The 14,305-nt window shown below is 70.2% G+C and carries 13 protein-coding genes; 6 read left to right on the top strand and 7 right to left on the bottom strand.

Annotation, left to right across the window (positions count from 1 at the left end; translation table 11 throughout):
- Positions 1-51: 51 nt before the first annotated feature.
- The 4 genes from ACVTJA_RS44035 to ACVTJA_RS44020 form a co-directional block, all read right to left on the bottom strand.
- Positions 52-837 carry a DUF1109 domain-containing protein gene (locus tag ACVTJA_RS44035; RefSeq protein WP_465829736.1) on the bottom strand — a complete coding sequence of 262 codons (786 nt, stop codon included), beginning with the start codon at positions 835-837 and terminating at the stop codon, positions 52-54.
- A complete protein-coding gene (locus ACVTJA_RS44030; RefSeq protein WP_465829735.1) occupies positions 834-1,460 on the bottom strand; it encodes an RNA polymerase sigma factor in 627 nt (208 codons plus the stop codon). The genes ACVTJA_RS44035 and ACVTJA_RS44030 overlap by 4 nt, the downstream gene beginning before the upstream one ends.
- A gap of 86 nt (positions 1,461-1,546) precedes the next feature.
- Positions 1,547-2,608, bottom strand: a complete 1,062-nt coding sequence (locus tag ACVTJA_RS44025) for an acyl-CoA desaturase (protein ID WP_465829733.1) — start codon at positions 2,606-2,608, stop codon at positions 1,547-1,549.
- Between the two features lie 83 nt (positions 2,609-2,691).
- Positions 2,692-4,125 carry a TPR end-of-group domain-containing protein gene (locus ACVTJA_RS44020; protein ID WP_465829731.1) on the bottom strand — a complete coding sequence of 478 codons (1,434 nt, stop codon included), beginning with the start codon at positions 4,123-4,125 and terminating at the stop codon, positions 2,692-2,694.
- Between the two features lie 92 nt (positions 4,126-4,217).
- On the opposite strand from ACVTJA_RS44020, the gene dusB reads away from it, so the two are divergent.
- Positions 4,218-5,231: a tRNA dihydrouridine synthase DusB gene (gene dusB / locus ACVTJA_RS44015; RefSeq protein WP_465829729.1), complete on the top strand. Its 1,014-nt coding sequence runs from the start codon at positions 4,218-4,220 to the stop codon at positions 5,229-5,231.
- Positions 5,232-5,264: 33 nt separating this feature from the next.
- Here the strand turns inward: dusB and ACVTJA_RS44010 are convergent, their stop codons facing one another.
- On the bottom strand, positions 5,265-6,554 hold the full coding sequence (locus ACVTJA_RS44010; protein ID WP_465829727.1) for a glycoside hydrolase family 1 protein: 1,290 nt from the start codon (positions 6,552-6,554) through the stop codon (positions 5,265-5,267).
- Between the two features lie 358 nt (positions 6,555-6,912).
- Between ACVTJA_RS44010 and ACVTJA_RS44005 the strand changes: the two genes are divergently transcribed.
- From ACVTJA_RS44005 to pyk, 4 genes are all read left to right on the top strand, one after another.
- Positions 6,913-7,098: a hypothetical protein gene (locus ACVTJA_RS44005; protein WP_206724722.1), complete on the top strand. Its 186-nt coding sequence runs from the start codon at positions 6,913-6,915 to the stop codon at positions 7,096-7,098.
- A 98-nt stretch (positions 7,099-7,196) separates the two neighbouring features.
- Positions 7,197-8,654 carry an NFACT RNA binding domain-containing protein gene (locus ACVTJA_RS44000; RefSeq protein WP_465829725.1) on the top strand — a complete coding sequence of 486 codons (1,458 nt, stop codon included), beginning with the start codon at positions 7,197-7,199 and terminating at the stop codon, positions 8,652-8,654.
- Positions 8,655-8,850: 196 nt separating this feature from the next.
- The gene (locus tag ACVTJA_RS43995; protein WP_465829723.1) at positions 8,851-9,744 is read left to right on the top strand and encodes a hypothetical protein; all 894 of its coding nucleotides are present in this window, start codon (positions 8,851-8,853) and stop codon (positions 9,742-9,744) included.
- Positions 9,745-9,853: 109 nt separating this feature from the next.
- The gene (gene pyk, locus ACVTJA_RS43990; protein WP_465829721.1) at positions 9,854-11,281 is read left to right on the top strand and encodes a pyruvate kinase; all 1,428 of its coding nucleotides are present in this window, start codon (positions 9,854-9,856) and stop codon (positions 11,279-11,281) included.
- A 48-nt stretch (positions 11,282-11,329) separates the two neighbouring features.
- Here pyk and ACVTJA_RS43985 read toward each other — a convergent pair whose 3' ends face one another.
- Complete coding sequence (locus ACVTJA_RS43985; protein WP_465829719.1) at positions 11,330-12,841, bottom strand: HD domain-containing phosphohydrolase; 1,512 nt, start codon at positions 12,839-12,841, stop codon at positions 11,330-11,332.
- A 196-nt stretch (positions 12,842-13,037) separates the two neighbouring features.
- Here ACVTJA_RS43985 and rpe point away from each other — a divergent pair, with 196 nt between their 5' ends.
- Complete coding sequence (gene rpe / locus ACVTJA_RS43980) at positions 13,038-13,694, top strand: ribulose-phosphate 3-epimerase (RefSeq protein WP_465829717.1); 657 nt, start codon at positions 13,038-13,040, stop codon at positions 13,692-13,694.
- Positions 13,695-13,727: 33 nt separating this feature from the next.
- On the opposite strand, the gene ACVTJA_RS43975 is transcribed toward rpe, so the two are convergent.
- The gene (locus tag ACVTJA_RS43975; protein WP_206724726.1) at positions 13,728-14,111 is read right to left on the bottom strand and encodes a response regulator; all 384 of its coding nucleotides are present in this window, start codon (positions 14,109-14,111) and stop codon (positions 13,728-13,730) included.
- Between the last annotated feature and the right edge of the window lie 194 nt (positions 14,112-14,305).

Genomic DNA, 14,305 nt, shown 5'->3' with positions numbered 1-14,305 from the left:
GATACGTCCTCGCGAGAGCCCGGGTTACACGCCGCGGGCCCGCCTGCCCGCTCAGGGCGCGTAGCTGCGCGTCGGCAGCCGCGAGCGCACGAGCACCGCCACCCCGGCCAGCAGCAGCCACGGCAGGACATGGGCGGACAACAGGTGCCTCACCGTCCCATCCGAGCAGTGCAGGTGGACGACGAGGAGACTCACCCCGGCGGCGGACAGCCCCGCGGCGAGTGCGCGCACGGGCTGGAAGGCCGAGCGGCACAGCAGCACGAGCGCCACGGCCAGCGGCAGCACCGATATCAGCACCTCGGTCCCCATGCACCCCAGCATGCCCCGCACGGCCAGCCGGCTCTGGAGCCCGGAGCCGCCCATCACCTGCACCGCCGCCACGCCCACGGCCGCCAGGGCCAGCAGTCCCCACGGCAGCCGCCGCCGGATGGGCGCAACCGCCAGGAACGCGCCCCCGCCCACCAGCACCAGCGTGAGCAGCGCCACGCTGGTCACCATCATCGGCGAGGCCTGGTTACCCACCAGTCCGAGCCCGTTCCGGCCGAGCAACACCAGCCCTCCGGCGAACACGGCCGCGTACACGGCGAGCAGCACCAGCAGCTCGCGCCACCACGGCGTGGGCTTCGGGTGCGCCTCCAGCTCCGCCCGGGCCTTCAGGTGTGCGGCCTCCAGCTTCGGGGCCGGGGCCGGGGGCGGCGGCGCCGCGGGAATGCCGCCCAGCACGTCGAAGCCACCCACCAGCGCCCGGCAGTCGTCACACGACGCCACGTGCGCCTCCAGCTCCGCGGGCAGCGGGCCTCCCAGCGAGTCCATCACCCGCGAGCACTCCGGCTTCATTCCTTCGTCTCCTGGTGAAGGGCGGCGAGCAGCTCCCGCAGACGCTCATAACCCCGGTGCGCGCGGACCTTCACCGCGCTCTCGGTGAGCCCCATCGCATCGGCGATTTCCGCGAAGCTCATCCCCTCGAAGCGGTGCAGGAGGATGGGGACGCGCTGGCCTTCGGGAAGCTGGGCCAGGGCACGCTGCACGGCCTGCTCCAGCCCGCTGTCCCGGGGGCCGGGCGCGTCGTCGGGGATGCTCGCGGGCAGCTCGCCCTCGGGCGTCAGCTCCTCCGGACGCCGGCCCCGGCGCTGTGCGTCGCGCGCCGCGTTGGTGGCTATCGCATAGAGCCAGGGCTTGAAGCGCGCGCCGGTCTGGAAGCGGCCTCGCGCGCGCACCAGCGACAGGAAGGTGAGCTGGACCAGGTCCTCGGCCGTGGACGGGCTGCCCGTCAGCCGCGTGAGGTAGCCGTGCACGGGCCGGGCGTAGCGCTGGAAGAGCGCGTCGAACGCCGTGGAATCGCCCTCGCAGAACCGCGCCATCAGCACCTCGTCGGACCGGGCGGCGACGGAATCGCGTGCCGGGTCCTCTCCGGTACGCGCGGGCGTGGCATCGGGTTTCAGCGGGGGCGGCTGGGGCACGCGCGGCGGACTCTACCCCGGGAGATTCCTTCCCGGGGGGCCGTACCCCGGGATGGGCCTTCCCGGGGGAGTTCCGGTCTACTCCGTCAGCGGGACGCCGGCGCGGAGGTGGGCAGGGAGTCCGCGGCGGCGGCCAGCGCCTCGCGCACCTTGTCGCCGGCCACCTTGGCGGCATCTCCCGCCGCGCGCGCCGCGTCCTCGGCGGCCGTCTTCGCGGCGGTCTTCGCCGCGACGAGCTGCGCCCGGGCGCCGTTGGCTCCCCAGAAGCTCGTGGGGGCGGCCAGCTCGGCGCGCTCCTCGGGCGTGTACTTGAGGTAGGCGTACTTCGTGGACTCGGACGGCGTGCGCAGCCCCTCCACCACGCCGAACCAGGAGAGGACCTTCAGCGAGTAGTAGCTGATGTCCACCTCCCACCAGAACCAGCCCTGGTTGGCGGTGTTCTGGTGGTAGTGGTGGTTGTTGTGCCAGCCCTCGCCCAGGGTGATGAGCGCCAGCAGCCAGTTGTTCCGGCTGGTGTCCGTCGTCTTGTAGCGGCGCTTGCCGAAGATGTGGCTCAGCGAGTTGATGGTGAAGGTGCCGTGCCACAGCACGGTGGTGCTGACGAAGAAGCCCCACACCAGCATGGAGAAGCCGCCGATGAAGTAGAGCGCCACGGCCAGCGCCACCGGGGGCACCAGGTGGAAGCGGTTGAGCCACACCAGCTCCGGGTAGCGCGCGAAGTCCTTGATGGCCTCCATGCGCGTGTCCCCGTACTTGTCACAGAGAATCCAGTTCATGTGGCTCCACCAGAAGCCACGCTGAATGGGGGAGTGGATGTCCTCGGGCTGGTCCGAGAAGCGGTGGTGGTGCCGGTGGTTCGCCGCCCACCACAGCACGCCCTTCTGCGTGGAGGTGCTGCCCACGAGGGCGAGGATGAACTGGAAGACGCGGCCCGTCTTGAAGGAGCGGTGCGAGAAGTACCGGTGGTACCCGGCGGTGATGCCCCACATCCGGATGATGTACAGCCCCACACACACCGCCACGTCCACCGGCTTCGCGCCGACCCAGAGGACGGCGAAGCACATCAGGTGGACGGCGAAGAAGGGGATGGAGGACAGCCAGTTGAGACGCTCGTTGTCCGCGGGCTGAACAGAAGAGGGTGTCTGCACGGAGGGCCTCGTGAGCAGGTCGGAACCGAGCGCAAGCTGCTCAGTCCCACCCCGCATCAACACCCCCTCCTGTCATGGCTCTGTCAGGAGGCCGCGGATTGGCGCAGCTCCGTCAGCCAGGCCTCGAAGGCCGGGTGGCCGTGAAGAGGCGCAAGATCTGCGTCCGAGGCGGCATAGGCCCCATCGTTGAAGCCCAGCTCGGTGGCGCGCCGCAGCAGGCGGATGGCCTCCGGCGCATTGCGCGCGCGGGCGTAGGCGCACGCCGCGTCATAGGCGATGGTAGCGCTCGGTGCGTGACGGAGGGCCGCCTCGCCCACCGCTGCGGCCTCGGAGTAGGCGCCGCGAATGAAGAGCACCCGCTCCGCGCAGGTGTAGGCCGCGGCCGGGTCCAACCCCGGGAGCCGGAGCGCGTCCTGCTCGCGCCCCAGGCGGATGAGCGTGCCGGCGTACTCGTGGAGGACGGTGCGGTCCCCTGACGCCTGCCACGCCTGCTTCCACCACTCCACGGCGCGCGTGTCGTCGCCCACCAATGAGAAGGCCGCCGCCACCGCGTGCGGCTCCACGGGCAGGCCCTGCACCTGGGAGAAGTGGTCCAGCGCCATCCGCCCGTGGCCCTCCTTCAGTGCCACCCACCCCAGGACATGATGCGCGTGGCTGGCGAGCGGCACCGTGAGGCCCTCCTCCGTCTCCAGCACCTGGGCGCCCAGCCGCCGCGCGTCGTCCAGCCGGCCCACCTTGAGCGCGGCCTGCGCGTCGCGAAGCTTCTCCGCCAGCGGTCCCCGCAGCTTCGAGGCGTCCGTCCCACCGTCCGTGGTGCGCATCACCTTCGACATGAGGCCGAAGGCCTGCGCGCCGAAATAGCCGAAGAGCACGACGAAGAGCAGGTCCCCGATTCTCAGGCCGAGCACCACGGCGGCCACGCACACCACCAGGGAGAGCCCCTGCGACACCAGGATGCCGCGCCGCGTACCCAGGAAGCGGGTGGCCAGCGTGGTGGTGATGTGCCCCCCATCCAGCGGCAGCACCGGCAACATGTTGAGCACCGCCCAGAAGAGGTTGGCGAGCGTGAAGGTGCGCAGGAAGAAGTCGAGCGCGGGCGTGTGGCCGCGGAAGAAGTAGAGCCCCGCCCAGGAGAGGAATCCCAGCATCAGCCCGAAGAAGGGCCCCGCCGCGGTGATGACCACGCTGCGCTGCCAGGACTGGGGGCCGGGCGGGGCATTGAACTGGGTGTTGCCCCCCAGCCAGGCGAGCACGATGCTCGGCCGCCAGCCGAACATCCGGCTGGCCAGGGCGTGGCCCAGCTCGTGGACGAGCACGGACACGAAGACGATGAACATCCAGGACAGGACGTAGACGCCCATCGCGCTGGCATGGCCGAGCGCGGGGGCATCCGTCACCTGCCGGAAGGGCCAGCCGCCCTGGGCGTTGTCGATGTTGCTCGAGGCAATCATGGCCGACACGAGCAGGTGGCTCGGCTGGACTTCGACGGGAATGCTCCCGAGACGAAAGCGGAACATGGCGGCGGAACTTAACCGTTGAGTCCCTGTCGTGCAGGCTGTTGCGCACGGCCTGCAAGCTCCCGGATGTTCCGCTAGGTTCCCCGCCCTTCATGCCGCAGCTCGGTCCCTACTCCCTGCCGAACCCCTACATCCTCGCCCCCATGGCCGGGGTGAGCGAGATGCCGTTCCGCGTCCTCGCCTTCCGCCTGGGCGCCGCCCTCTGTCCCACGGAGCTGGTCAGCTCCCAGGGGCTGATGAGGGCCAACCAGAGAACCCTGAAGTACCTGCGCTACGACGCCGCGGTGGAGCGGCCGTACTCGCTCCAAATCTATGGAGGGGAGCCGGAGGCCATGGCCCGCGCGGCGGTGGTGGGGAAGGAGTCCGGCGCCCAAATCATCGACATCAACATGGGCTGTCCGGTGAAGAAGGTGACGAAGAACGGCGCCGGCAGCGCCCTGCTGTGCGACGTGCCCCGCGCCGCCAGCATCGTCCGGGAGATTCGCGCGGCCACCGGGCTGCCCGTCACCTGCAAGATTCGCTCGGGCTGGGACGCGAAGAGCCGCAACTACCTCCAGATGGCCGCCGCGCTGCAGGAGGCGGGCTGCGCGGCGCTGGCCATCCACCCGCGCACCCGCGAGCAGGGCTACTCGGGCCAGGCGGACTGGAGCGTCATCACCGACTTGAAGCGCCACTTCCCGGAGCTGCCCATCATCGGCAACGGGGACGTGAAGTCGCCAGAGGACGCGCGGCGCATGCAGGAGACCACCGGCTGCGACTTCGTGATGATTGGCCGCGCCGCGCTGGGCAACCCGTGGATATTCCGCGAGCTGCTCGGCGGCCCGCCCGCCACGCCCGGGGAGCGATGCGCCCTGGTGCTGGAGCACCTGCGCGCGCACCTGGACTTCATGGGGGACCCGCTGGGGGCGGTGCGCTCCTTCCGCAAGCAGCTCGCGTGGTACGCCCACGGCCTGCATGGCGCCGCCGCCTTCCGCGCGGAGGTGAACACCCTGGACGTGCCCGCGGCCGTGGAGGCCTGTGTGCGCCGCTTCTTCGCCGCCGCCGTCCTGGACGCCTCCGGCCCCGGCGAGGAGCAGGACGTGGACTACCGCGCCGCGCTGGGCTGAAGGCTCGCGGCCGGCGGTGGGGCCTGGGGCCCTTCAGCGCGCCGGAGCCACGAGCCTTCGGCCGGTGGCCACGGTGCGGAAGTAGTCGCAGGCGGGGGTGGGGCGGCGCTCCAGCGTCTCGAAGTCGACGTGGAAGAGGCCGAAGCGCGGGCCCCAGCCCTCCAGCCACTCGAAATTGTCGAGCAGGCTCCAATAGAGGTAGCCGCGCACGTCCACGCCGAGCCGCCGCGCGGCCAGCACCTGCGCCAGGTGGGTATGGAGGTAGTGCGGGCGGCGGGCACCGACGCGGTCGTCGATGCCGTTCTCCGTAATCCACACCGGCAGCCCGTAGCGTTGCGTCTCCCGAAGGGACTGGAGGAAGCCCTCGGGCCAGTCCTCCCAGCCGATGTCGGTGAGGCCGCGGCCCCGGGTGTCGCGGTACTTGAACTCGATGAAGGGCGGGCGCGGCACGAAGCGCAGGTGCGCGCGCGTGTAGTAGTTGACGCCGATGAACTCCACCGAGTCGCGCGCCCCGGGGATGTCCGCGCGGGTGGAGGCCACGCCGGGCATGTTCACGCGCAGCTTCCCGGTGACGAGCGCCTCGTGGAACGCGTGGTTGTAGGCCTGCGCCCCCAGCCGCACCAGCGCCCGGTCCAGCGGGTGCCACCACCGGTCCGGCGCGAAGGCGAGCGTGTTCTGCGAGATGCCCAGCTCCACGCGGCCCAGGCGCGACAGCAGCTCCTCTCGCGCGGCCACGTGCGCGCGCACCAGGTTCTCCATGGCCCGCATGGTGAGGGCGCCGTCGGCGATGCCGGGCGGAATGGCCCCTTGGAGGTAGCCGCCGAGCAGCAGCACCATGGGCTCGTTGAAGGAGATGACGAGCGCGTCCAGCCCCTCCAGCAGCGCCGCGCACTGGCGTGCGTACTGGCGGAAGACGTCCACGCTCTGGGGCAGGTGCCACGGCGTCTCGCGGTGGAACCATGCCGGGTGGGTGAAGTGGTGGAGCGTCACCACGGGCCGCAGGCCCCGCGCCTTCATCTTGAGGAGCCGCTCGCGGTAGGCCTCCAGCGCTACAGCGTCGTAGCGCCCGCGCTCCGGTTCGATGCGCGCCCACTCGAGGGAGATGCGGAACGCGGTGGCGCCCACGCCGACGGCGAGGCCGTAGTCCTCCTCGTAGCGGTGCCAGTGGTCCACCGCGCGGCCGCATCTCGCGTCGGGCTCCTTCAGCTTCCCGGCGCGCTCCCACTCGGCCCAGTCGTTCTCGATGCCGCCCTCCACCTGGTACGCCGAGGTGGCGACGCCGAAGGTGAAGTCCGCGGGGAAGGTCTGCACATCGGTGCTCATGGTGGGGGCGCAACCTAGACCCCACCTCCGCATGCGGAAAGCGCCGCGTGCGCCCGCGCTCATGCGCCGTGAAGGTCCGCGCGGCCTTGGTCCGAAAGTGGCTTCGTCGCGTCCGGAGCCGAGAATTCGGCCTCGCGCGCGACGCGCGAATCCGCGTTGGAGTGTCCGCGAGGCACCGTTTCGGGCCTTCGGAAGCGCCCGATGCCGAAAAATCGGCCTTGAAGCGCGTTGCAATACATCACCATGCGTTGACACAGACGCATGTCACCCGTACTCTTCACTTCAAGCACTCACTCCCATCAAGAAGAGTGCAGGGTCCTGGTTGACGGGGCCGAATCAAACGAACCGGAGGATTCTGATGGCTGCCAAGAAGAAGACCGCCAAGAAGGCGACTGCGAAGAAGACCACCACCCGCAAGACCGCGGGCAAGACGGCCAAGAAGGCCGCCGCCAAGAAGGGCGGCGCCCGCAAGGCCGCTCGCAAGGCTCCCGCTCGCAAGCGCGCCTCCAAGGCGGCCGCGGCTCCGGCGACCCCGGAGTCCTGAGCAGCAAGCAGTCATGAGCGGACGTGAGTTGACGTCCGGTGAACGGCTCGGCGAAACCCGCCGGGCCGTTTTCATTTCTGGCGCCTGGAGGGCGGCTCGTGTCACTGCGACCGGTGGAGTTGGAGCAGGTGGTGGCGGAGGTGGGAGCACGCCTCACCGGTGCGGTGGCGCAGAAGGCATGGTGCCCGCTCCCTCGGCTGGCCTACCTCGAGCTGCGCGTGCCTGGCCGCTCGGTGCTGCTGTGCCTGTGTGCGGAGGGAGACCTGTCGCGCGTGTCGGCCGCGGAGGACCGCTTCCCCACACCGGGTGAGCCCGCGCCCTTCCAGAGGTGGCTGCGCCACGAGCTGACCGGCGCGAAGCTGCAGAGTGCCCGCTGGCGCGAGGCCGAGCGCGTGGTGGAGCTGGACTTCGAGCGCGAGGACGTGCGCCGCCGCCTCGTGTTGGAGCTGGGCTCGCCTGGAGGCCTGCTCATCCTGAGTGAGAGCGGCCGCGTGCTGATGCATTCCGGGGAGGGCTTCGCGCAGCGCCGCAACCTCTACCCGGGCGCGGCGTGGACGCCGCCGGAGCCGCTGTCGCCCGACGCGCTCGCGAAGGCGAAGAGCGCGCCCTCGCGCCTCGTGCCGGTGGAGGGCGAGGACCTTCCCTATGCCCGCGCCGCGGAGCGCCTCCTCGGGGCGAGGGACAAGTCGAGCCGCGCGGAGAGCATCCGCCGCCGGTTGGCTCAGCCGTACCGCGCCCGCCTCAAGCGCTCCTCGCGCACCCTGGAGAAGGTGCGCGCCGAGGCCTCGCGCGGGCCGGACGCGGAGAAGCACCGCTCACTGGGCGAGCTCCTGGCGCAGAATCTCTACCGCCTCAAGCGCGGTGCCACCGAGGTGACGCTCACCGCGTACACGGAAGAGGGGCCGCAGGAGGTGCAGGTGAAGCTGGACCCGAAGCGCACGCCGAAGGAGGAGGCGGACTGGCACTTCCACCAGTACCGGCGGCTGTTGCGCGGCGTGGAGCAGGCGCGCCACCGCGAGGCGGAGCTGTCGCGCGAGGTGGCGCAGGCGGAAGGCGCGCTCGCGCAGATTGAAAAGATGGACGAGGCCGCGCTGCTGGCGCAGGTCGAGGTGCTGCAGCTCTCCGCGGGCGCGGAAGGGACGCAGGAGGGGAAGCCCTTCAAGGAGTACGTGGGCCACGGCGACGCGCGCATCTGGGTGGGGCGCGGCTCCGAGGACAACGACACGCTCACCTTCAAGGTGGCGCGGCCGTGGCACCTGTGGCTGCACGCGCGCGGGGTGCCCGGCAGCCACGTGGTGGTGCCGCTCGAGAAGGGGCAGGAGGTGGCGCAGGAGGTCCTTCTGGACGCGGCGCACCTGGCGCTGCACCACTCGTCCGCGAAGGGCGAGCCGCGCGGCGAGGTCAGCTACGTGCCGGTGAAGTTCGTGCGCAAGGTGAAGGGCGGGGCGCACGGGCAAGTCACTTTCACCCGTGAGAAGACCTTCGTCGTGCGCATGGAGCCGGAGCGGCTGGAGCGGCTGCTCAAGTCGCGCCACGCGGAAGTGCCCGCGTCCTGAAGTCACACCGGTGGTGCCCTCGCGGGTGGGCTTGCCGCTCGTGCGCGAGGTGCACGCCTGGCGGTTCCCGTCCGCATCATGGCGAGCGAGCCGGGGAAATCTCCTGAAATGGCGCCTCTTCGGCGCGGTTGACGGGCTGACGGAGGGGAGGCAGGCGGCAGCGGCCGGCCTTGAGTCCCCGAGGTTGCCGGGTACGATGGGCGACCGAGTGACCCCCGAGCACCTCCGCCAGATGTCCTTCTTCCCGCGCGGCATGTCCGCGGCCAACCGGGCCGCGACGGCCGTCGAGCCACGGCCCCAGGCACAGGAAGCTGCGCCCACGCCCGTGCCGCCGCAGCCCCGCCCGCCTCCGCCGCGCAACCGCGTGGTGGAGGAAGCGCCGCGCATGCTCAACCTCACGCCCACGCGCGAGGAGCTGTGGGCGCGCGCCGAGTCGCTCGCCTGGCGGCTGAGCGCGGAGCTGGGCATGCCGGTGCGGCTGTCGGTGACGGACAACCGCTCCACCATGGTGTCCTTCCGCCGGGGCTCCAACGTGCTGCAGCTGCGGCTGCACCACATGTTCCTGGACGCGCCCGAGCCCGTGGTGCGCGCGGTGGCGGACTACGCCGGCCGTGGCCACCGCACCGCGGGCAGCGTCCTCGACGAGTACATCCGCGGGCAGCAGCCGCGCATCCGCCAGGTGCGCCGCGAGTCGGACGCCGACCTCAACCCGCGCGGCCGCTGCTTCGACCTGAAGGCGCTTTACGACGCCGTCAACGCCGCCCATTTTCAGGACCTCATCCAGGCGCGCATCGGCTGGGGCCGCATGCCGCCGCGCCGCCGCCGCAAGTCCATCCGCCTGGGCGTCTACGACCACCAGACGCGCGAGATTCGCATCCACCCCGCGCTCGACAGGCCCGAGGTGCCGGCCTTCTTCGTGGAGTTCATCGTCTTCCACGAGATGCTCCACCAGCTCTTCCCGAGCAACGCGCGGGGCGGGCGCCGCGTCCACCACCCGCGTGCCTTCCGGGAGCGCGAGCGGACGTACCCGCACTACGCCGCCGCGTTGCGTTGGGAACGAGAGAACCTCAGCGTGTTGTTGCGCGGCTGACGACTCCAACGCTCTTTCGCTCGCTGGCTCATTTACCGTTTTACCGAGCGAAGCTCCCCGTGGAGCGTGCTTGACGGGTTCGTGAGGTCCACCCATCCTCCCGAGCCCTATGCGAAGAGCGAAGATTGTCTGCACCCTCGGTCCCGCCAGTCAGAGTCAGGAGATGCTCGAAGCGCTCCTGGAGAACGGCATGGACGTGGCCCGCCTCAACTTCTCCCACGGCAGCCACGAGCAGCACGCGGAGAACATCGCCAAGCTGCGCGCGGCCTCGCTGAAGGTTCGCAAGGCGGTGGGCATCCTCGGTGACCTGCAGGGACCGAAGATTCGCACCGGCCGCTTCGTGAAGGGCAGCACGGAACTGAAGGAGGGCGGCACCTTCCACATCACCACCGACGAGACGGTGCCGGGCACGGACGACATCGTGTCCACCACGTACCCCTTCCTCGCGGCGGACGTGAATCCGGGAGACCGCATCCTGCTGGATGACGGCCTGCTGGAGCTGAAGGTGCTGGAGACGGACAAGCAGAAGCTCATCAAGACGCAGGTCATCCACGGCGGCGCGCTGAAGAACAACAAGGGCATCAACCTGCCCGGCGTGGCGGTGCGCGCGGAGGCGCTGACGCCCAAGGACCGCGAGGACCTCGTCTTCGGCCTCAAGGCGGGCGTGGACTTCATCGCGCTGTCCTTCGTGCGCCAGCCGTCCGACCTGGACACCGCCCGGCAGGCCATGGCCGAGGTGGGCCGCACGGTGCCCATCATCTCCAAGCTGGAGAAGCCGGAGGCGATTGCGCGCCTGGACGCCATCCTCGACAAGACGGACGGTGTGATGGTGGCGCGCGGCGACCTCGGCGTGGAGATTCCTCCCGAGGAGGTGCCGGCCGTCCAGAAGGACATCATCCGGCGCTCGAACATGCGCGGCCTGCCCGTGATTGTGGCCACGCAGATGCTGAACTCGATGATTGACAACCCGCGCCCCACGCGCGCCGAGGCGAGCGACGTGGCCAACGCCGTGTTCGACGGCGCGGACGCGGTAATGCTCTCGGGCGAGACGGCGAGCGGCAAGTTCCCGATTGAGTCCGTGCAGATGATGGAGCGCATCATCCTCGCGGCGGAGTCCTCGGCGCGGGCGCAGACCCAGCCGCGCTACATCGAGGCGCCGCTGGGGCTGCCGCAGCACTTCCCGGACGTGATTGCGCGCGTGGCGTGCGAGGCGGCCCGGGCGAGCGGCGCGACGCTGATTGCCGCCTTCACGCTGTCCGGCGTGACGGCGCGGCTCCTGGCGCACTACCGGCCGCCGGTTCCGATTGTGGCCTTCAGCCCCAACCAGGAAGTGCGCCGCCGGCTGGCGCTGCTGTGGGGCGTGGTGCCGCGCGTGCTGGAGCCCATCCAGGAGACGGAGGCCATGGTGCGCCGCGTGGAGGAGGAGCTCCTCGCGCGAGGCCTCGGCCGCAAGGGCGACCGCATCGTCATCGTCTTCGGCGCGCCCGTGGGTCAGCCGGGCAAAATCAACAGCCTCCGCCTGCACACCATCGGCTGAGCGCTGACGGCGTGAACGGCAAAGGGGCTCGCCCGCCCCTTTGCGCGTTCAGCTCTTCTTCTCGTGGAGCGCGCGGCGCGGAATCTCCGCCTCCACGAACACGGTGAAGAGGTCCTTGTCGAGCTGACCGGAGTCCGCCTCGCGCTTGAGGATGTCGAGCGCGAGCGTGTGCGGCACGGCCTTCTTGTAGGGCCGGTCGCTGGCGGTGAGCGCGTCGTAGATGTCCGAGATGGACATCATCCGCGACTGCACGGGGATGGCCTTCTCCGCGCGAGGGTAGCCCGTGCCGTCCAGCTTCTCGTGGTGGGCGTACGCGATTTCCGGCACGCGGCGCAGCGTGCGCGTCCACGGAATCTGGGTGAGGAAGCGGTACGTGTGCTCGACGTGGCTCTCGATTTCGCGGCGCTCCTCGGGAGACAGCGTGCCGCGGGTGATGGAGAGCGACTGGATTTCGCGAGCCAGCAGCAGCGGCTGCTCCTTCCCTTCCGCATCGTCGAAGCGCAGCTTGCCCAGCTCGTGCAGCCGCTCGAAGCCGCCCTGCGCGAGCACCGTGGGCCGGTTGCAGGTGAGGATGAACTCGAACACCTCGTCGAGCTGCTTCACCTCGTTGGTGAGCCGCTCCTGCTCCTCGGCCTCGATTTCAGCGAGGTGCTTGTCGCCGCGCACCTTCACCGCCTCCAGCCGGCGGCGGTAGCTCTGGAGCTGCAGGTCCTTGCGAGCGAGCTGGAAGCGGGAGCGCAGCCCCTCCAGCTCGTGCGGGTAGAGCTTCTCCGCCTTGACGAGCACCGGCTCGCGCACGCCCACCTTGCCGAAGTCGTGCAGCAAGGACGCGTAGCGCAGCTCCTGGAGCTCCACGGGGGAGAAGCGCAGGTTGGCATGGGGCCCGGTGGAGCGGTGCTCGAGCGCCTGGGCCAGCGCCACCGTGAGGTCGGCCACGCGGCCTGAGTGACCGGCGGTGGTCGGGTCTCTGGCTTCGATGGCGACGACGGACGCGGAGACGAAGCCCTCGAAGAGGCGGTTGATTTCCTCGTGGAGGAGGGCGTTCTCGATTGCGCCGGCGGCCTGGGCGCCCAGCGCGAGCAGGAGCTCCTCGTCCTCGGCGTTGAAGCTGCCGCCGTCGAGCTTGTTGAGGGCCTGGATGACGCCGGTGACGTCGCCATTCGCGTCGCGCATGGGGACGCAGAGGATGGTCTTCGTCTGGTAGCCGCTGGAGACGTCGAACGAGCGGTTGAAGCGCGGGTCCGAGTACGCGTCGGGGATGTTGATGACGGCGCCCGTCTGGGCGACCTGTCCGGAGATGCCGCTGCCCACCGGGAGGCGGATTTCACTCTTGGAGCCCTGGGCCACCTTGCTCCACAGCTCGTTGCGCTCGCGGTCCAGGATGAAGAGCGAGCAGCGGTCCGCCTCCACCACCTTGGTGGCCTCGAAGAGGATGAGGGGCAGGAGCAGGTCGAGGTCGCGCTCGGCGCTCATCGCCTTGGCGACATCCAGGATGGAGGTGAGCTTCGCCAGGCGGCGGCTCAAGTCAGGGGGGTGTGGCTGGGCGTGCTGGGAAAGCACCGGGGCGGCTCCGGGTGAAGCGGCCAGCGGCCGCGAGGGCTTTGCGCGGCCAGCGGCCGCAGGGGCTTCAAGGTTGTAGCACGGGCGACAGGAGCGCCGCCCGGGGGCCCCACCTGTTCGGTCTCCTGCTTCACGGTGGATGCCCTCGGGTACGTTCCGCGCGCCGGGAGTGCGCGAAGCGGGTATGAAGCGCCGCATGAATCGCCGCCCCGTTCGCATCGCTCCCTCTGTGTTGTCCGCTGATTTCGGCCGTCTCGCCGAGCAGGTCCGCGCCGTGGAGGCCGCTGGAGCCGACCTCATTCACGTGGATGTCATGGATGGCAGGTTCGTCCCGAACATCACGCTTGGCCCGGTGGTGGTGGAAGCCATCAAGAAGGCGGCGACGAAGCCGTTGGATTTGCACCTGATGATTGTGGAGCCGGAGAAGTACGTGGAGGCGTTCGCGAAGGCGGGGGCGGACGTGCTGACGGTGCACGCGGAGGTGAGCCCGCACCTGCACCGCACGCTCCAGCACATCCGCGCCGCGGGCGCGAAGCCGTCGGTGGTGCTCAACCCGAGCACGCCGCTGTCGGCGATTGAAGAGGTGCTGGGCGAGGTGGAGATGGTGCTGCTGATGAGTGTGAATCCGGGCTTCGGCGGTCAGAGCTTCATCGAGTCCACGGTGGACAAGGTGCGCCGGCTGCGCGCCATGTTCGACGAGCGCGGGCTGGACACGGACATCGAGGTGGACGGCGGCATCAACGCCGAGACGGCGAAGCGGGTGGTGGCCGCGGGCGCCACGGTGCTGGTGGCGGGCAGCTACGTCTTCGGAGCGAAGGACTACGCGCAGGCCATCCGCTCGCTGCGGCCCTGAGGCGGCGCGGAAGCGCGCGCTGCTCGGGCGTTGCTACGCGCGGGTGCGCGCCACGGTGGTGGCGAGGCGTGCGACGCGAGTCATGAAGGTGGGGTCGAAGGGCTTCACCTCGTAGTCGTCGGCGCCGAGCTCGAAGCAGACGTGACGGGTGAACTGGTCCTCGACGCCGCTGAGGATGATGACCTTGCAGTCGCGGGTGGCGGGGTCCTGCTTGAGCTTGGCGAGCAGGTCGCGTCCGTCCTGGTGCTGGTTGATGTCCAGGATGATGACGGCGGGACGGTGCTGCCGGGCCAGATCCAGGACGCGTTCCGAGGTGGTGTCCGAGATACACGTCAGCCCCGACCGCTTCGCCTCGCGAGCGAGGGCGGAGACGATGAGGGGCTCGTCATCGGAGATGAGGACGACGGGGGGCGTCATGGCGTCTTGCTGCTGCAATTCTATGTGACCTTTTCAACGAGGCAGGAGGGGGCTGCAATCCGGGAGTACCGGAATGTCGGGGAGTTTGGAAGAGGCAGGTGGGGTCAGCGTGGACTGCGGGGCAGGGTGGGACGCCGTCCAGGGGGGCGGGTAGGGAGAGGAAGAAAAGGTGATCCGAGGACGTTGACTCAGCC

It is taken from the genome of Pyxidicoccus sp. M6 (genome assembly GCF_055568925.1).
This window is presented reverse-complemented; position numbering and strand designations above follow the sequence as displayed.

Excerpts from the sequence above, each read along its gene's own strand:
- ACVTJA_RS44035 (WP_465829736.1), bottom strand. The coding sequence starts at position 837 with ATGAAGCCGGAGTGCTCGCGGGTGATGGACTCGCTGGGAGGCCCGCTG.
- ACVTJA_RS44020 (WP_465829731.1), bottom strand. The coding sequence starts at position 4,125 with ATGTTCCGCTTTCGTCTCGGGAGCATTCCCGTCGAAGTCCAGCCGAGC.
- dusB (WP_465829729.1), top strand. The coding sequence starts at position 4,218 with ATGCCGCAGCTCGGTCCCTACTCCCTGCCGAACCCCTACATCCTCGCC.
- ACVTJA_RS44010 (WP_465829727.1), bottom strand. The coding sequence starts at position 6,554 with ATGAGCACCGATGTGCAGACCTTCCCCGCGGACTTCACCTTCGGCGTC.
- ACVTJA_RS44005 (WP_206724722.1), top strand. The coding sequence starts at position 6,913 with ATGGCTGCCAAGAAGAAGACCGCCAAGAAGGCGACTGCGAAGAAGACC.
- ACVTJA_RS43995 (WP_465829723.1), top strand. The coding sequence starts at position 8,851 with ATGGGCGACCGAGTGACCCCCGAGCACCTCCGCCAGATGTCCTTCTTC.
- pyk (WP_465829721.1), top strand. The coding sequence starts at position 9,854 with ATGCGAAGAGCGAAGATTGTCTGCACCCTCGGTCCCGCCAGTCAGAGT.
- rpe (WP_465829717.1), top strand. The coding sequence starts at position 13,038 with ATGAATCGCCGCCCCGTTCGCATCGCTCCCTCTGTGTTGTCCGCTGAT.
- ACVTJA_RS43975 (WP_206724726.1), bottom strand. The coding sequence starts at position 14,111 with ATGACGCCCCCCGTCGTCCTCATCTCCGATGACGAGCCCCTCATCGTC.